The organism is Pantoea sp. SM3640 (assembly GCF_015654165.1).
GTDB classification, from domain to species: domain Bacteria; phylum Pseudomonadota; class Gammaproteobacteria; order Enterobacterales; family Enterobacteriaceae; genus Pantoea; species Pantoea vagans.
On record NZ_CP064872.1, the window covers coordinates 3820370 to 3836983 of the forward strand.

Genomic DNA, 16614 nt, shown 5'->3' on the forward strand with positions numbered 1-16614 from the left:
TCTCCGTGGGTTTCATCATGTCAGAAAAACAGATCACCTTTGCTGCCCGTCAGCATCAGCTCACCAATATCAATGTCTGGACGGCCGACAGCCAGTGGCTGGCGTTTGACGTCCGTCCATCAGGTGCCTCCTTTACCAGCCAGACCATTGAGCGGGTCAATGTGATGACCGGTGACGTTGAGGTGCTCTATCAGGCCCGGCACGGTGCCCACGTCGGCGTCGTGACGGTCAGCCCCGATCTGCCCCCACGCTACGTCTGCATTCATGGCCCGGAACATCCCGATGACAGCTGGCAGTATGACTTCCACCACCGGCGCGGTGTGATCGTTCAGAACGGCGCGGCGGTGAATCTGGATGCCTGCGATATCACGCCGCCCTTTACCCCTGGCGCGCTGCGCGGCGGCTCGCATGTACATGTCTTCAGCCCCGATGGTTCACGCCTGAGCTTTACCTACAATGACCATGTCATGCATGAGCTGGATAGCCGTCTCGATCTGCGCAACGTCGGTATCGCGGTGCCGCTTCACGCGGTGACGCCGGTTAAACAGCATCCGCGCGAGTATGACGGCAGCTATTTCTGCCTGCTGGTGAGCAGAACGCATGCGGAACCGCAGCCAGGCAGTGACCAGATTAATCGTGCTTATGAGGAGTGCTGGGTCGGTGAGCGTGGCTATCAGAAACCGGACGGCAGCTGGCAGCGCTGGGCCATCGCTTTTATTGGCGACACGCTGACGGCGCAGGGCGAGAAACGGCCTGAAATTTTTATTGTTGATCTGCCGGACGCGCTGGAGGATTACGCCCGCGCCGGAGAGAGGCCGCTGGAGGGCAGCAGCCAGCAGTTACCTGCGCCACCGGCTGGTGTGCAGCAGCGTCGCCTGACGCACAGCCGTGGCGTGGCGCTACAACCGCGCCATTGGCTGCGTACTGCGCCCGATGGCAGCCAGATCGCGTTTCTGATGGCGGATGCCGGTGCGGTGATCCAGCTCTGGACGGTCTCTCCCAACGGCGGCGAACCGCGTCAGATCACCGAACTCAGCCACAGCATTCAGTCCGCTTTTAGCTGGCATCCTGACGGCCAGTCAATTGCCTTTATCTGCGATAACAGCGTGATGCGATGTGAGGTTGAGAGCGGCACGTGTCAGCGTCTGACACGCAGAACGGAAGAAGCACCGTCAGGTGACGCGGTAGTCTGGTCACCGGACGGGTCACAAATTGCTTTTATGCGTGAGGTGAATGGCTGGCGGCAGCTCTTTACGGTTGCGGCTGTGACCGCATAGGTGGCATAGGCTGCGCCTGCGCAAGGCTTTCCTGGGTATGCGCCAGCCTTTCGCTCTGCAGGATACGTTCACGTGGGGAGTCGAGAGATTTGTCTTTGTCGCTACGGTAGTAGTCCCACGGCAGCAGCAGCGTATCCAGCACGGCAGAGAAAGGAAGATCGATTAACGCCAGCGGCTTCAGCGCCCAGCTGGTATCACCATCCGTCAGCATGTCGGCACTGGCACGGGTGCCGGGATAATAGCCCTGACTCGCACCGGTATGAGACATCACGCTGGAACAGCCTGTTGTTGCCATAGCGCAGCACACCATTCCAGCCAGAGGTAAGGTCTTCATCAATTTCATCATCATCATCCCTTCAGCCATGGCATAAGCCTGGCTGAGTTGGCTTGCCAGACAACGTCAACACTCTGGGGCGAAGTCCGTCTGCGTCTGGCAAAAGTAGTCCTGAGTGTATGTCATTTCCGCAATTTGGCGAAAAAAATTGCATTTCGCCCTCTTGAAAATCGTTTTGTGACACCCATTTTTATTTTACGGACTCACTCACCGTCGCCGCAAGGGACAGTGAGGTGCCGTATCCAGCCTGTCCAGTTGTGGAAGGTTGCCAAAACTTGCTGAATTTCAGGAGTCTTAATATGCGTAACTTTGATCTCACCCCACTTTATCGCTCTGCTATCGGTTTTGATCGCCTGTTTAACCTGCTCGAATCTAATCAGAATCAGAGCAATGGCGGCTATCCTCCCTATAACGTTGAACTGGTCGATGAAAATCACTATCGCATTACGATTGCGGTGGCCGGTTTTTCTCAGAGCGAACTGGATATCACGGCGCACGATAACGTGCTGATTGTGCGGGGTGCCCATCCTGAAGAGCAGGCCGAGCGTAAGTACCTGTATCAGGGTATCGCCGAGCGTAACTTCGAGCGTAAATTCCAGCTCGCCGACCACATTGTGGTACGCGATGCCCGCCTTGAAAATGGTCTGCTGAGCATCGATCTTGAACGACTGGTGCCGGAAGAGGCGAAACCACGCCGTATTGAGATTCTGAAGTAATTTCTGACAAACGCCGCGTTAGCGGCGTCAGACTGCTGACAAAGCCAAAGCTGGGTGAACCTGGCAGCAACGCATTCGCTAAAAGCGCAGGGAATAAGGCCAGAGGAGGAAAACGTCCCGCGCCAGGGATGGCGTGGGCCGAGCGTGCCAGGGATGGCGGTTTTTGCGACTTTCCGATCTTACTTTGTTCCCTTCGCTGGCTGGATCTTACAGCGAGCCAGGGCAGACTTTTTCAACAATCTCAACGCCGCGCATGCGGCGTTTTTTTTTGCTCTTATGGCTATCTTTAAAGCTGCGTTCGCATCGCCAGACGCTGACCCAGCACGCCACCAAACACATTCACCAGCAGCCCCAGAATAATCACCCCCGCCCCCAGCATCTGCTGACCAGAGAGGTGCTCATCCAGCACCAGCGCGGCGGTAATAATCCCTACCACCGGTACCAGCAGCGACAGCGGCGCGACGCGCCAGGTTTCATAGCGACTCAGTAAATTCCCCCAGATAGCGTAACCGACAATGGTGGCGACAAACGCCAGGTAGAACAGCGCCAGCACGGTCTGCAGGCCGATGTGCAGCAGGCTATTAACGATGGCGGCCTGCCCCTCAAACAGCAGCGAACAGGCAAAGAAGGGAATGACCGGCACCAGCGCACTCCAGACCACCAGCGACATAATCGGCACACTGCGGTTCCGCATAATAATCTTATTGGTGATATTCCCCAGCCCCCATGACAGCGCCGCCGACAGGGTCAGCATCATGGTGGTCAGCGTAATCCCGGCGCTGGTCTGCCCTTCCATCCCCGCCGTCGCCAGCATAAACATTCCCAGCGTGGCGATGATAATCCCGACGATATGATTCCAGCGCAGTTTCTCCGCCAGCAGCAACGCCCCCAGCAACAGGGTAAAGAACGCCTGTGCCTGCAGCACCAGTGAGGCCAGACCGGCTGGCATGCCGAGCTTGATCGCCAGAAACAAAAACGCAAACTGACCAAAACTGATGGTCATGCCGTAAACCACCAGCCAGCGCAGCGGGATCGGCGGGCGACGCACAAAGAAAATAGCGGGAAAGGCGACCAGGGCGAAACGCAGTCCGGCCAGCAAAAAAGGCGGCATGCCCTGCAACCCGAGCTTAATCACCACAAAATTCACGCCCCACGCTACCACCACGCACAGCGCTAACAGCATATCTTTTACCGACATCTGAAACTCCTTGAGCCGCCGTCAGGCGGTGATCGCAATCGGGGAGGCGATATCAGCACAACAGCCTTCACCCACGATGCGAAAATAGTCATCTGCAGCCAGCGCGATCGACTTCTCCAGCTCGCCCGCGTTAAACCATAATGTGCCGACCTGCTGCAGCCGGCTATCGACCCGCAGCGCCAGCCGGTCATCAAAACTAAACGGCGGCACCGCGCCCATCACACAGTCGGTCAGTGCCTGCGCCAGCTCTGGCGCGGCGAACGAGGACTTTTTGCCGCCAATGGCGCGCGCCGCGCTTTTGAAATTGATCCGACAGTCACCCGGCACAATCGCCAGCAGCTGACGCGATGGCGCACCGTCCGGCATAGTGACCTCCAGTACCATCGCTTTGGCCGCCTGGCCCAGCGCGTTGCCGCGGATCTGGCTGATCTGATCGGTCTGTCCGACCGCTTCATGCTCCACCACGCGGTAGCTGGCCTGATGCTGATCCAGCAGCGCAGTAATTTTTTCAAACGTCGTCATTCCCTTCTCCTCTTCTGGCACAACCCGGCTTAGCTCCAGGCGATAGCGTGTTTCATCTTTTTATCGGTCAGCCCGAAAAAGAACCCCATGGTGATGCGGGTATCACCTTCAACCCGGTCGATCTCGTGATAAAAAGCAGGATTAAACAGATAGATATCACCACTGCGTGGTGAAAATTCGCAGATCTCGCTGTTTTCAATCACACCACTACGATAGCCCAGCTCACCGGCGGTTTTGAACTGCTCATCCTCCGGCATCCACTTTTTGTTGTAGATACGTAGCGCGCCACCTGCGTTGCACTCCTGCAGGCAGACCACGCAGCTGAGCTGATGCAGGATTTGCGTCACCACCAGTGAGGTCTTTGCGGCGTCGCGCACGATATTGTCGTTATGCAGCGGGTTCGCGACGCCATCGGCATGAAAGCGCACGATAGAACCGGCGTAGTCACCACGACCCGGCTCATGGGCGATGTTTAAACTTTCCAGCCGCAGCGCATGCTGCACCCAGCCGTAAATCAGTTCGCGCAGTGAATTCAGCGAGGGCGGCAACGCCGGCTGGATATCACGCAGCTCGGTAAAATAGTTATCGGGTGCCGCCGTATGGCGCGCCAGATAGGGACCAAGCGTGGTCAGCGCGCCATTGGGATAGTGAGAGACACGGATCTTTTCCCGGCAGCGCTGCAGGTCAGCCACCACCGTTTCCCGCACCTCTGGCGTCAGGAAATTACGCAGCACCAGCAGCGGCACCCGTGCAGTGACGATGTCATCCAGCCAGGTCGATTCCACAAACATGTTGGGATTAATCACGCGGAACTGATTGAAAATAGCCATGTTTATCACTCCCTAAACGGTATTTCATAGAGTTCATGATTGATCATTCGCCGCCAGCTGCCGGCGCTGCCTGGTATTGTTACGGGTTCAGAGGCGATCAGCGTGCAACCGTCCTGTTGCCGAAAATGCATCGTAAAGTAGTCAGGGAAAGGCGTATCGTGCGGATGCCACTGCCACGCCCAGGCTTTGTCGCGGGTGACAAAAATGGCATTGCCTGCGCTACCGCCTGGCTCAACCTGCGCCATCTTTGCGCGCAGATAGTCACGGGTGAAATCGGCGGGTGTGGTCTGATCCACTAGGTAGCGCAGATACTCTTCGGAATCGAAGCGGGATTCCGCCAGGCCAAGCTGGCGGTAAATCGTCGGCAGAAAGCCGTTATGCATCATGTACCACTGATGTCCGGCGCTGTTGCGCCACAGCGGATGCGAAAATTCGATCCCCTGATTTTTACTCAGCGTGGCGTGACGCACATGCACCGCCAGAAAGCGGCTGCGCAGGCGATCCACATCAATGCCCGGCAGGGCGTCGGCGAACGGGCCGGTGCCGTGCAGGGTTCGAATCTCGCCCTCTTCCAGCCACAGACAGCCCCAGCCGTTGGGATGCGATTTAATCGGGCCATCGTGTTCAGCGCCTTCACCGCAGCTCATGGCGCGCGCCGCCTCTAAAATCTGTGCGCTGTCGAACTGACCATGCGCCAGAATCATCCTGCACATACTTTGTCTCTCCCGGCTGTAACGGATTGCGCGGCAATCACCTGCTGAAAGGTGGTCATAATGGGTTCGCGCGTAGCGGCCGTCAGGCTGAACGTTGCCAGAATGCCCGCGTGTCGGGTCAGATCGGCATAGAGTGAGGATCGGGGTGAAACCTGTAATGCCGGCAATCTGAGTGGTGGCAACAGCGCACCCTGCTGATGCTGATCAATCCAGCGTTCAGCCGCCTGAAGCTGCGCCGGTTGCCGTAACCGCAGCTGGCCGACCGCACCGGGTGGGGTGAAGGTAAAGACAGGCAGTGCACCGCCCGCTTCCAGCCGGAAGGTGACTTCCGCCCAGTTGATGCCCGTCGTCGCCTGCACCAGCGTCGCCACGCCCATGCCGGAGAGCCGGAATCCCATCTCCAGGAAATGCGGCACGCCATTCACCACGATGAAATCGATGTGAAACGCGCCCTGACGATAGCCAAAGGTTTCGCAGCAGAAGGTCATCAGACTGCTGAACGACGCTGGCAGGGCTGCTGCCGCCATCGCTACATGGCCCGACTCATAAAAGCTGACGCAGCCTTCGCTATCCCGGTGCTGCTCAATGATCTTCTGGCAACAGGTCAGCGCCAGGGGATGCGCCTGATGCACCACGCCCTGCAACGAAAACTCCTCGCCGATCAGCGCACTTTCCACAATAAAGCCGCTGAAGCCGCGCCCGCCGTAGTTCATGGTCTGTACCAGCTGTGTTACTACGCTGTGCAGCTGATCGGCGCGCTCAATCAGCCAGATGCCCAGCCCACCGCCACCATCCACCGGCTTCACGACACAGGGATAGATCAGCGCCTGTTCCGCATCCAGAATGCTGAGCGGCGAGGCAAAAAAGCGGAACTCCGGCTGCGGAAAGCGCGGCCAGGCTTTTTTCAGCGCCATGCGCTGCGCATATTTATCCAGCGGAATAAAGGCGGCGGGCGCGTCAGGCCCGGCCAGCATCTCGCGCAGCCGTCCGGCGCTGGCGTTGTAGGCTTCAAAACCCGCCAGCACCACCAGCGGATGCGCCAGCAAACCGGCATGGAGATAGGCCTGCATGACCTCCCACGGATTCTCAGGACGGTCGAGGCGGATGATCAGATCAAACGGCAGCGCCAGGCTTAACGACTGGTAATCGACAAAATCGCCCATTTCCGCCAGTACGGTGAAATAGCCATCGCGCTTTGCCACCTCGCAGTAGGGGTTCTGGCCATCGCGGGTGGCGCCAATTTGCAGAAAAATCTTTTTCATCGCCTTGCCTTACCGGGTTAACGCCCGGAAATGATTTCTGTCACGATGTCGTTGAGCACACCGTTATTGACCTGAATCACCGCTTTATGGGGATCAAAACGCAGGACGCGCGACAGCGGATCGCGGCTTTTGCCCTCCAGCAGCGAACTGACCGGCTGACTCTGCCAGCAGTGCTGCATCTGCGTCAGCGTCATGCCAGAGAGCTGTGTTAGCTGCTGTGCCAGCGTGAGATCCTCGCTGCGCTGCTCAAGCAGGTCGCGAATGGCTGTTTCATCCAGCGCAATCTGCTCCTGTGACAGCCACTGTCCGAGCTGTTCTCCCTGTGCCAGGAAGGGTGAGTAGATCATGCAGATCAGCTGGTCGTCGTTAAGGTCAAACGCCTGCAGGGCGAAGTCCGCCGCGCGCTGCCGCTGCTGGTAGATGGCGTCGTCATCCTGATAACGTGCCGCCATCTCATCAATCAGCTGTGGCGGAAAATCTTTCTTCACCATCAGCCCCAGCGCAAAGCGCACATATTCGCGGATCCCTTCGGCATAGTTACGCTGCAGCAGCGTTTCTGCCCGCAGTCCCCGCAGGTGCGCCATCAGTGTCGGATTACCGCAGTCGGACTCAGAAAAGCTGAACATCAGCTCATCAAAACGGAAACGCATAAATTCGCTGAGCAGTGCCCAGTGCGCGCCCGCTTCATAGGCGGTGTCCTGATAGATGTTGAAAAACAGCGGATCGCGCGCCAGCTGGTGGGTAATGCGGTGCGCGGGTGTCAGTTGATCGGCACCGTAAACGTCAGAGAAGTAGCGATCAGCTACGCCGTCCAGCGTCTGGAGAAAGCCGCTGAAGCCCCGGTCTTTGTCCGCTACCGGCGCATCAAACAGCCGTGAAAGGTGCCGCGCCCAGGCAACATAGGCAGCCTGCTCCTGCGGCGAGTCGCCGGTAACAATCAAATCCACGCCGCCGTTGTAGTCTGCCGCCAGGCCAAAGGAGTTCACCATGCTGAGATTACAGGCATTGCAGAAGGTCGAGCGCCCATCGGCGCGAAAGCGGTGGCCATTCATCAGCACATCATGGCGGTTCTGCTGCCGCACGCTCTCCGGCATCGGCAGGTCGCGGGCAAACGGCCGGATCAGCAGGCCATCCACCACCAGACATTCCGCCCGTTCATCGTCATGCATCGCCAGCGCCTGATACACGCGATGGATATTCTCCATCACGCTCTGATTCATTGCCGCATGGCGGTTGGTGCTGACCCGAAGAGAAAAAGTGCTGCCCTGCTGCTGCCAGATCAGGCCCTGAATGTATCGCACATACGCCACCATGTAGCTGCTGTCTTTTCCGCCGCCATAGGCGAGCAGCACACGGTTGTTCTCTAGCTGCAGCTTATCCGGTAACGCCGCCAGCAGGCGGGCGGAGCAGCGCTGAGCCGACTCCATGATCGCGGGCGACAGATACGCTTCAATCTCCTTCATCATGGCGGGCAGATTATTCATTTCTCGCATTTCCCTCAGGTGAACAGAATCGCTTTATGGCCTGAAGCCCGGTGGCTGGCGGGGTCGCCGTGCCGTTCAGCATCATGAATAATTAAGAGATGCAGCCTAAAGTACTTTGAATGTACTCTGTTGAATATGCACAGATCAGCGCGATATGGGGTGGAACAGATGGCCGATGTTATCGGGGAACAGGAGAGTCAGAGCAGTCGTTACCGCCAGATAGCAGAACAGATCAAGCAGGCCATTCATGCCGGTTCGCTGGCTCCCGACAGCCGTCTGCCGTCGGTACGCACGCTGGCGACGCAGTACAATGTCAGCCTCACCACCGCCCTGAAAACATTGCGCACGCTGGAAGATGAGCGCTACGCCGTCGCCCGGCCTAAATCGGGCTTTTTTGTCGCCCCGCAGCGGCCTTCTTCACGTCAGTTGCCCGCCATCAGCGAACAGCCACACGCCATCGCACCGCTGGATGAACAGACCGAACTGCATCTGGCGATGCTTGGCTCAGACTGCCGGGTGCGCCTCGATCTGGCTAACGGCGACAGCGCGCTCTATCCGGTCAAACGCATCGGCCTGCTGATGCGCCAGATGGGCTACAGCAAACCGGCCCTGCTCGGCAATACGGTCAAGGGCACCGGCTATGCGCCGCTGAAAACCGAGATTGCCCGCCGCGCGGTCGATTATGGCTGCAATATCAGCGCTGACGATATTCTGATCACCAACGGCTGCATCGAGGCGATCTCACTGTCGCTGCGCGCCACCACCCAGCCGGGTGACGTCGTGGCCGTAGAGTCACCCTGCTATTTCGTGCTGCTGCAGATGCTGCATAACCTGAATCTGCGGGTGATTGAAGTGGAAGCCGGGCCGGAAGGGTATGTGAATGTGGCGAAGCTGACCGGCCTGTTTCAGCGCAAGGCGGTGCGGGTTTTTCTCACCCTGTGCAACGTCAATAATCCGCTGGGCAAGAGTATTCCCAACGAGCATAAAGCCTATATCGCGCGGCAGGCGGATGAGAACGATGTAGTGATCATTGAGGATGATATTTTTGGCGATACCGCCTTTGGTGAGCGTCGCCCCTTCCCGATGCGCGCCTTCAGCCCCAATGCCATTCTCTGCAGCGGCTTCTCTAAAACCGTGGCACCGGGCATTCGTATTGGCTGGGTGCACAGCGTTAACTACATGCGCAAAATTGCCTCGCTGAAATATACCTCCACCATGGGCACCTCCGTGCTGTCACAGGCGGCGGTGGCGGAGCTGCTGCGCAGCGGCGGCTATGATGCTCACCTGCGCAAACTGCGGCGCGAGCTGGCGCGGCAAATCCGTGAAATGCGGCAGTCGGTATTGCGGGAATTTCCGGCGGGAACCCGGGTGTCCGATCCGGAAGGAGGCTATGTGCTGTGGGTGGAAATGCCACGGGGGGCACTGAACGTGCGCGAGCTGTTTCTGAAAGCGCGCAATGCGGGCATCGGGATTGCGCCCGGCCACATTTTTGCTACCGATCAGCGCTACGATCACTGTTTCCGGCTGAATGCCGGTTTCGGCTGGAATGCGGAAGTGGAACAGGCGATTCAGCAGCTGGCACAGTGGTGCCAGCTGTCGTTAACCGATTCACAGGAACAGCAGGATTAACTGTCGCGCCAGGCGATCTCAACCTCTTCCGCCAGAATCTGCACCGCCCGCTCGATGTTCTCTGCATCCGGCACGTAGTTCATCCGCATACATTGATGAGTATGCGGCCACGCCTGTTCCAGTCCCGGGAAGAAGAAGTGGCCTGGCACCATCAGTACGCCGCGCGCTTTAAGCCGCTGATAAAGCAGTTCGGTGGTGATCGGCAGATCGCGGAACCAGAGCCAGAGGAAAATCGCCCCTTCCGGCTTATGGATCAGGCAGCGATCTTCCGGCAGATAGCGCCGCAGGATCGCGATAGTCTGCTGCACCTTCTGCTGATAGAACGGCTTAATCACCTCTTCGGAGAGCCGCAACAGATCGCCACGACGGATCATCTCATTGGCGATGGCCGGACCGATACTGCCTGGCGCCAGGCTGATAATCCCGTTCATATTGCTCAGCGCAGTAATGGTCTTCTCATCCGCGATAATAATGCCGCAACGCGCACCCGGCAGGCCGAGCTTCGACAGGCTCATGCAGAGAATAATGTTGGGATTCCACAGCGGGCGCACCTCGCTGAAGATGATGCCGGGGAACGGCACGCCATAGGCATTGTCGATCAGCAGCGGCACGTCATGCTGCTGTGCCAGCGCATCGAGCTGCATCAGCTCATCATCGGTGATCACATTGCCGGTGGGGTTGGTCGGGCGCGATACGCAGATTAACCCGACATCATCGTTCATCGGCAGATGCTCGAAATCGACATGATATTTAAACTGGCCTTCCGGCAGCAGCTCAATGTTCGGCTTCGCCGACACAAACAGATCCTCTTCCAGACCGGCATCCGCATAGCCAAGATACTCAGGCGCCAGCGGGAAAAGCACCCGCTTTTTGCTGCCATCGGCCCGGCGACCGGCGTACAGGTTAAACAGATAGAAGAAGGCACTCTGGCTGCCGTTGGTCAGCGCGATGTTCTCTGCGGTAATCGGCCAGCCAAGCTGTTCGCTCAGCAGTCCGGCCAGCGATTCGAGCAACGTCGCTTTGCCACGCGGACCGTCATAATTGCACAGCGCCTCGCTGAGTTTGCCCTCCTCATGCATCTGCTGCAGCAGTTGCTGAAAATAGTCGTTCATGGCCGGAATTTGCGCCGGATTGCCGCCACCCAGCATGATGGTGCCGGGCGTACGCAGGCCTGCGCCCATATCTTCCATCAGACGTGAGATGCCGGAATGTTGGGTAAATTTGTCACCGAACTGAGAAAAGGACATAGCGGTTAAATATTTGTAATAGCGAATCGGGGGTCCACCATAACGCCCGCCATCGGCGGGCGCAATGGGAAGGCGTGGGGATTACTTCAGCGCCTGCGGGTTCACGCAGTTTTTCTCAACGTTTCCGCCGAGCGCGGCGATGAGATTCTCTACCGCATCCTGCATCATGCCGTAACGGGTTTCATGCGTGGCGGAACCGATGTGCGGCAGCGTCACAACATTAGGCAGCGACAGCAGCGGAGAGTCGGCTGAGACCGGCTCCTGCTCAAACACATCCAGCCCGGCAGCGTGCAGTTTGCCCGCCTGCAACGCGGCGATCAGCGCCTGCTCATCCACCACCGGCCCGCGACCGGCGTTGATCAGCACTGCATCCGGCTTCATCAGTTCCAGTTCGGCAGCACCGATCAGATGGTGCGTCTCTTCCGTCAGCGGCAGGCTGATGCAGACGAAATCACTCTGCTTCAGCAGCGCCTCCAGTTCACAGCGCTGCGCGCTAAAGCGCAACTGCGCCTCTTCATGTTCGCGGCGGGCGTTGTAGAGGATTTTCATGCCGAAACCAAAGTGGGCGCGCTGCGCCAGCGCCATGCCGATGCGTCCCATGCCAAGGATACCCAGCGTTTTATGGTGCACGTCGATGCCGAACTGCGCCGGCCCGATGCTCTTCTGCCAGTTGCCCGCTTTCACCCAGGCATCCAGTTCCGGCACCCGGCGCGCCGTGCTCAGCACCAGCGCCATCATGGTGTCCGCCACGGTTTCGGTCAGCACGGTCGGCGTGTGCATCAGCACCACGTGACGCTGATTCAGTGCATCAACATCGAAATTGTCATAGCCCACAGAGACGCTGGAGCAGACGCGCAGATTGGGCATTTTCGCCAGCAGCTCGCCATTCACTTTACCGCCCGATCCCAGCAGCCCTTCTGCCTGCTGAAACACCGCAGCATGCTGCTGCTGGCTTTCCGGCGACAGATCGCTGATTTCCGTCACGTCACACTGTTCAGCCAGGCGTGCGTAGAGATCGTCAGGCAGTTTTTTATAAAGAATTACAGCGGGTTTCATTCGGTTGCTCCCGTTCAATAAGTAGCGGGCGGCTTGCAGGCCGCCCGGAGAAACAGAGATTAACGATTACGCTTTTAATGTGCTGACTAAGCCTTAGGCGTTTATGAATCAGCACTCTCTAGCGTTTACGCTTTCAGGCCGGTTTCGCACCCTGCAGCGGCGGGGCTTTATTCTGCGCCGGTTTCACAATCAGCGTCAGCCACACCGAAACCAGCAGGGCCGATCCCATAAAGATGTAAGACGCCGACGGGCTGCCGGTAGCACCATTAAGATAGCCGACAATCCATGAACCGATGAACGACCCCAGCGCGCCCATGCTGTTGATCAGCGCCATTGCGCCACCGGCGACATTACGGGGCAGCATCTCAGGAATAATGGCGAAGAACGGTCCGTAAGGGGCATACATCGCGGCTCCGGCAATCACTAACAGGGTGTAGGACATCCAGAAATTGTTCGATCCCATCAGATACGAGCCGAGGAACGCCAGCGCGCCAATCAGCAGCAGCGGCCAGACGAACAGCTTACGATTCTGGGTTTTGTCCGACGCCCAGGAGACCACCACCATCGCAATGGTCGCTGCCAGATAAGGAACGGCAGAGAGCCAGCCCGCTTCTACCATGCCCATCTGCGTACCGTTGCGCAGAATCGACGGCAGCCACAGCACAAAGCCATACACGCCGATGCTCCAGGCAAAGTACTGCAGGCAGAGAAGGATGACGTTGCGGTTACGGAACGCTTCGCCGTAGTTACGCACCGCTTTGATGTTTTCCTGCTCTTTCTGCAGTTCAGCCTGCAATGCCGCTTTCTCGGCATCACTCATCCAGCGCGCCTGTGCCGGTTTATCCTGCACCAGGAACCACCAGGCAATCGCCCAGACCACCGCCGGAATCCCTTCGAAGATAAACATCTCACGCCAGCCAAAGGATTCAATCAGATAGCCCGACACCACAGACATCCACAGCACCGTGACCGGATTACCCAGAATCAGGAAGGTGTTGGCGCGCGAACGTTCCGATTTAGTGAACCAGTTGCTGATGTAGATCAGCATCGCGGGCATCACGGCGGCTTCCACGACGCCCAGAACAAAGCGAATCGCGGCCAGCATCGGAATGTTGCTGACCACGCCGGTCAGCGAGGCACAGCCGCCCCACAGGATCAGACAGACGAAGATCAGTTTCTTGACGCTGCGGCGTTCGGCGTAAATCGCACCCGGGATCTGAAAGAAGAAGTAACCCAGGAAGAACAGCGCACCCAGCAGCGAGGACATGCCTTTGGTGATGCCGAGATCGTCGTTAATCCCGGCAGCAGAAGCGAAGCTAAAATTTGCACGATCGAGATACGCCAGGCTGTAGGTGATAAACACGATGGGCATGATGAACCACCAGCGTTTTGGCGCGATTGTCTGCTTTTTCATCGGGAACTCCTGTGACTGTAGAGGGGCGCGAACTACACGTCGCCCAGTTGCTGACGCGTCGGCAGACCTTCGCTGTCACCAATGACCTGAATTGCCATCGAACCAATCTTGTTACCGCGGCGAATCGCCTGCGGCAGCGACTGACCTTCCAGCAGCGCGCTGATGACGCCAACGGCAAAGCCGTCACCGGCACCCACGGTATCCACCACGTTATCGACCTTGATCGCCTCAACCTGGCCCTGTTCGCCCTGCGCGGTTTTATACCATGCACCGTCACAACCGGTTTTAATCACGACGGCTTTCACACCCCTGTCGAGATAGAAATCCGCGATCGCTTCCGGCTGACGATAACCGGTCAGAATCAGACCCTCTTTTTCGCCCGGCAGTACCCAGTCGGCATACTCCGCCAGCAGATTGAGCTGCTTACGCATCTCCTCTTCGCTGCGCCACAGCACCGGTCGCAGGTTCGGGTCAAACGAGATAGTTTTGCCGCGTGCGCGCATCTCTTTGGCGGTGTGCTTCAGCAGTTCTAATGAGCTTTCTGACAGCGCCGCCGCCACACCGCTGAGGTGCAGATGGCGCGCCGAGCCGAAATAGTCCGCGTCAAAATCATCGACCGAGAGATGGCTGGCCGCCGAGCCTTTACGAAAATATTCCACCAGCGGATCGGAACCGTCATCCACTTTGGACTTGAGCTGAAAACCGGTGGGATAGCGCTTATCGACCGTCACACAGGCGTGATCGATACCCTCTTTTTCCAGCTGCTGGCAGATAAACCGGCCAAAAGCGTCATCGCCGACACGGCTGACCCAGCCCACTTTCAGGCCAAGACGTGCCAGGCCGGTCGCTACATTGAGTTCCGCGCCCGCGGCACGTTTAACAAAGGTCTCTGCTGCGGCCAGGTCGCCGGTTTCACGGGCGATGAACATCGCCATCGCTTCACCGATGGTGACAACATCAAGCGGACCGTTGTGATGCATAGTGTGATGCGTCGTCATCTTCACTCCTTACACGTTACGCAACAGCGACACATAGTGACGTGTCACCGCAGTCAGATCGTTGCCTTCCAGCGGAAATTCAATACCGCGCGGCGCGCGGGCGGGCAGCTTTTGCAGCAGCGTGCGCCAGTGGTCATCAGCCTCATCCAGCGCAATCGCCCGGAAGCTATCCTGATGCGGTACGGCGGCTTTGACATGCACATAGCCCACCTGCGCGGCCAGCTGCTCTGCTGCCTGATCGGCGTTTTCGCCGGTCCAGCACCAGTTACCCATATCAAAGGTCATGCTGATCGGCAGATTGGCTTCGCGCACCGCCGTGAAAAACGCGACGGACGGTGCCAGTCGGCCATGTTCGGTCTGGTCGTTTTCCACGGTCAGCTGGAATGGCAGATCTGCCAGCAGCGCCTGCAACGTTTCGCGAGGCAGCGCACCAGTAAAGTCTCCCAGCGCCACTTTCAGCCGCTGCGCGTTTAGCTGTCGTGCCTCTTCAACGTAGTGGGTTATGCGTGGATTGATTTCGCCGCCGTCACAAAACAGCGTATCCGGCACGGAATAGCTGGCGTGCAGCTGATGCTCCGCTATCGCCCTGGCCAGCGCCGGCAGATCGGCCAGCGCCGCGTCATCAAGCAGTTCACGGCGGATTTCGACCCCGTCAGCGCCCGCCTGCTGGATTATTGGCAGCAACGCAGCCTGACCGCCGAGAGCGGCAATCTGCGTGTGGCCATAAGCGGCGGTCACCACGATAATGTCAGGTTTCATGTTCTACTCCATGGCAGAGGTCTGCCCATAATGAATAGAAAAACCCTAAATGGAACCGGTTCCAAAGCAAAGCAGCAAACTGTGAAATTATGATCGTGCTCACGAAGCGAGCATGTAAACGGAAGGTTAAATCTGAAAGTCAGCCCAGAGGCTGGCTGGAGCCACGAACGATCAGTTCACCCGAGAAGACCTGCTCAGCAACAGGCAGTTCACTGCCCTCGATGCGCGCAATCAATCGCTCCAGCGCGCTGTAGCCAATCTGCCAGGTCGGCTGTTTCAGCGTGGTAATGCCGACACCCGCCAGCGCCGCCCACTCCAGTTCGTCGAAACCGAGCAGGCCGATATCACGGCCCCAGTGCAGGTTAAGTCGTTGCAGCGATCGCGCCACCTGCAGCGTCAGCGCGCCGTTGGCCACCATCACCGCGCAGCGTTTACCGGTGTGACGCTGCTGGAAGGCCAGCAGCGCCTGGTCCAGTGCGGCGGGCTGGTGCAGCGGCACTTCCGCATTTTCATGCTCAACCTGCGGATGCGCCGCCAGCAGCTGGCGGAAAGCCTTCAGACGCTCGCGTCGCGTATTCACGCTGCCCAATGGCTCGCTGAGAAACAGCAGCGCGTCATAGCCATTGTCGACCAGATGGCGTGTGGCCGTCTCGGCCGCTTCGGCATTGTTCAGGCCCACCACATCGCAGGGAAAGTCGGGGATTTTGCGGTCGATCAGCACCATCGGCAGCAGGGATTGTTGCAGATGGCTGAGTACCTCTTCACGCATGCCGACCGCGTTAACCACGATGCCCTCAACCTGATAACTGCTCAGCAGTTGCAGATAGTGCTGCTCCAGATCCACTTCGTTGTTGGTGTTACACATCAGCAGCGTGAAACCTTGCTCCCGGCAGGCAGCTTCAATGCCGCTCATCACATCGACGGAATAGGGATTGGTAATGTCGGCGATAATCAGCCCAATCAGGCGGGTACGTCCGCGCTTCAGGCCGCGCGCCATCTGACTCGGGCGGTAGCTGAGATCCGCAATAGCCTGTTCAATCCGCGCTTTTAAGTCGGCAGAGAGCAGATGCAGCTCGCCATTGAGATAGCGTGAAACGCTGGTTTTACCGGTTCGTGCCGCGTGAGCAACATCGCTGATGGTGGCGCGAGGCGGCCTGATTTTCATGAGATATCCT

16 protein-coding genes are annotated in these 16614 nt (G+C 58.2%); 3 read left to right on the top strand and 13 right to left on the bottom strand.

Translation table 11 applies throughout. The features are described 5' to 3' along the window. The first annotated feature begins 17 nt into the window (after nt 1-17). Nucleotides 18-1277, top strand: coding sequence for a DUF3748 domain-containing protein (locus tag IV493_RS17655; RefSeq protein WP_195857523.1), 1260 nt, complete (start codon nt 18-20; stop codon nt 1275-1277). On the opposite strand, the gene IV493_RS17660 is transcribed toward IV493_RS17655, so the two are convergent. After that, nucleotides 1252-1620: a YceK/YidQ family lipoprotein gene (locus IV493_RS17660; protein WP_236263131.1), complete on the bottom strand. Its 369-nt coding sequence runs from the start codon at nt 1618-1620 to the stop codon at nt 1252-1254. The genes IV493_RS17655 and IV493_RS17660 overlap by 26 nt on opposite strands. Nucleotides 1621-1910: 290 nt before the next feature. Between IV493_RS17660 and ibpA the strand changes: the two genes are divergently transcribed. Continuing rightward, nucleotides 1911-2327, top strand: coding sequence for a small heat shock chaperone IbpA (gene ibpA, locus IV493_RS17665; protein WP_003849623.1), 417 nt, complete (start codon nt 1911-1913; stop codon nt 2325-2327). Between the two features lie 286 nt (nt 2328-2613). Here ibpA and IV493_RS17670 read toward each other — a convergent pair whose 3' ends face one another. Genes IV493_RS17670 through IV493_RS17695 form a run of 6 tightly spaced genes read right to left on the bottom strand, consistent with a single transcriptional unit; the run spans nt 2614 to nt 8336 of the window. Beyond that, a complete protein-coding gene (locus IV493_RS17670; protein ID WP_195857524.1) occupies nt 2614-3525 on the bottom strand; it encodes an EamA family transporter in 912 nt (303 codons plus the stop codon). 21 nt (nt 3526-3546) lie between these two features. After that, nucleotides 3547-4047 (bottom strand): YbaK/EbsC family protein, encoded by a 501-nt coding sequence (locus IV493_RS17675; RefSeq protein ID WP_095706438.1) that lies wholly within the window; start codon nt 4045-4047, stop codon nt 3547-3549. Between the two features lie 29 nt (nt 4048-4076). Further along, entirely contained in the window at nt 4077-4877 is an 801-nt protein-coding gene (locus IV493_RS17680) for a hypothetical protein (RefSeq protein WP_033784369.1), read from the bottom strand. A 5-nt stretch (nt 4878-4882) separates the two neighbouring features. Continuing rightward, complete coding sequence (locus IV493_RS17685; protein WP_195857525.1) at nt 4883-5590, bottom strand: class II glutamine amidotransferase; 708 nt, start codon at nt 5588-5590, stop codon at nt 4883-4885. Next, nucleotides 5578-6852, bottom strand: coding sequence for an acetyl-CoA carboxylase biotin carboxylase subunit family protein (locus tag IV493_RS17690; protein WP_095706440.1), 1275 nt, complete (start codon nt 6850-6852; stop codon nt 5578-5580). Before IV493_RS17690 ends, IV493_RS17685 begins: the two co-directional genes overlap by 13 nt. A 17-nt stretch (nt 6853-6869) precedes the next feature. Beyond that, complete coding sequence (locus IV493_RS17695; protein ID WP_195857526.1) at nt 6870-8336, bottom strand: hypothetical protein; 1467 nt, start codon at nt 8334-8336, stop codon at nt 6870-6872. Nucleotides 8337-8504: 168 nt separating this feature from the next. Here IV493_RS17695 and IV493_RS17700 point away from each other — a divergent pair, with 168 nt between their 5' ends. Then, nucleotides 8505-9965 carry a PLP-dependent aminotransferase family protein gene (locus IV493_RS17700; protein ID WP_013359591.1) on the top strand — a complete coding sequence of 487 codons (1461 nt, stop codon included), beginning with the start codon at nt 8505-8507 and terminating at the stop codon, nt 9963-9965. On the opposite strand, the gene IV493_RS17705 is transcribed toward IV493_RS17700, so the two are convergent. From IV493_RS17705 to IV493_RS17730, 6 genes are all read right to left on the bottom strand, one after another. Beyond that, on the bottom strand, nt 9962-11212 hold the full coding sequence (locus IV493_RS17705; RefSeq protein WP_195857527.1) for a valine--pyruvate transaminase: 1251 nt from the start codon (nt 11210-11212) through the stop codon (nt 9962-9964). The genes IV493_RS17700 and IV493_RS17705 overlap by 4 nt on opposite strands. A gap of 81 nt (nt 11213-11293) precedes the next feature. Then, nucleotides 11294-12268, bottom strand: coding sequence for a glyoxylate/hydroxypyruvate reductase GhrB (ghrB, locus tag IV493_RS17710; protein ID WP_195857528.1), 975 nt, complete (start codon nt 12266-12268; stop codon nt 11294-11296). Between the two features lie 133 nt (nt 12269-12401). After that, nucleotides 12402-13682, bottom strand: coding sequence for an MFS transporter (locus tag IV493_RS17715; RefSeq protein ID WP_195857529.1), 1281 nt, complete (start codon nt 13680-13682; stop codon nt 12402-12404). 32 nt (nt 13683-13714) lie between these two features. Next, the gene (locus IV493_RS17720) at nt 13715-14680 is read right to left on the bottom strand and encodes a sugar kinase (RefSeq protein WP_013359587.1); all 966 of its coding nucleotides are present in this window, start codon (nt 14678-14680) and stop codon (nt 13715-13717) included. Between the two features lie 9 nt (nt 14681-14689). Beyond that, nucleotides 14690-15439, bottom strand: coding sequence for a sugar phosphate isomerase/epimerase (locus tag IV493_RS17725; RefSeq protein WP_013359586.1), 750 nt, complete (start codon nt 15437-15439; stop codon nt 14690-14692). Between the two features lie 139 nt (nt 15440-15578). Next, nucleotides 15579-16604: a LacI family DNA-binding transcriptional regulator gene (locus IV493_RS17730; RefSeq protein ID WP_013359585.1), complete on the bottom strand. Its 1026-nt coding sequence runs from the start codon at nt 16602-16604 to the stop codon at nt 15579-15581. Nucleotides 16605-16614 lie beyond the last annotated feature (10 nt).

Excerpts from the sequence above, each read along its gene's own strand:
- IV493_RS17655 (WP_195857523.1), top strand. The coding sequence starts at position 18 with ATGTCAGAAAAACAGATCACCTTTGCTGCCCGTCAGCATCAGCTCACC.
- IV493_RS17660 (WP_236263131.1), bottom strand. The coding sequence starts at position 1,620 with ATGAAATTGATGAAGACCTTACCTCTGGCTGGAATGGTGTGCTGCGCT.
- ibpA (WP_003849623.1), top strand. The coding sequence starts at position 1,911 with ATGCGTAACTTTGATCTCACCCCACTTTATCGCTCTGCTATCGGTTTT.
- IV493_RS17670 (WP_195857524.1), bottom strand. The coding sequence starts at position 3,525 with ATGTCGGTAAAAGATATGCTGTTAGCGCTGTGCGTGGTGGTAGCGTGG.
- IV493_RS17675 (WP_095706438.1), bottom strand. The coding sequence starts at position 4,047 with ATGACGACGTTTGAAAAAATTACTGCGCTGCTGGATCAGCATCAGGCC.
- IV493_RS17680 (WP_033784369.1), bottom strand. The coding sequence starts at position 4,877 with ATGGCTATTTTCAATCAGTTCCGCGTGATTAATCCCAACATGTTTGTG.
- IV493_RS17685 (WP_195857525.1), bottom strand. The coding sequence starts at position 5,590 with ATGTGCAGGATGATTCTGGCGCATGGTCAGTTCGACAGCGCACAGATT.
- IV493_RS17690 (WP_095706440.1), bottom strand. The coding sequence starts at position 6,852 with ATGAAAAAGATTTTTCTGCAAATTGGCGCCACCCGCGATGGCCAGAAC.
- IV493_RS17695 (WP_195857526.1), bottom strand. The coding sequence starts at position 8,336 with ATGAATAATCTGCCCGCCATGATGAAGGAGATTGAAGCGTATCTGTCG.
- IV493_RS17700 (WP_013359591.1), top strand. The coding sequence starts at position 8,505 with ATGGCCGATGTTATCGGGGAACAGGAGAGTCAGAGCAGTCGTTACCGC.
- IV493_RS17705 (WP_195857527.1), bottom strand. The coding sequence starts at position 11,212 with ATGTCCTTTTCTCAGTTCGGTGACAAATTTACCCAACATTCCGGCATC.
- ghrB (WP_195857528.1), bottom strand. The coding sequence starts at position 12,268 with ATGAAACCCGCTGTAATTCTTTATAAAAAACTGCCTGACGATCTCTAC.
- IV493_RS17715 (WP_195857529.1), bottom strand. The coding sequence starts at position 13,682 with ATGAAAAAGCAGACAATCGCGCCAAAACGCTGGTGGTTCATCATGCCC.
- IV493_RS17720 (WP_013359587.1), bottom strand. The coding sequence starts at position 14,680 with ATGACGACGCATCACACTATGCATCACAACGGTCCGCTTGATGTTGTC.
- IV493_RS17725 (WP_013359586.1), bottom strand. The coding sequence starts at position 15,439 with ATGAAACCTGACATTATCGTGGTGACCGCCGCTTATGGCCACACGCAG.
- IV493_RS17730 (WP_013359585.1), bottom strand. The coding sequence starts at position 16,604 with ATGAAAATCAGGCCGCCTCGCGCCACCATCAGCGATGTTGCTCACGCG.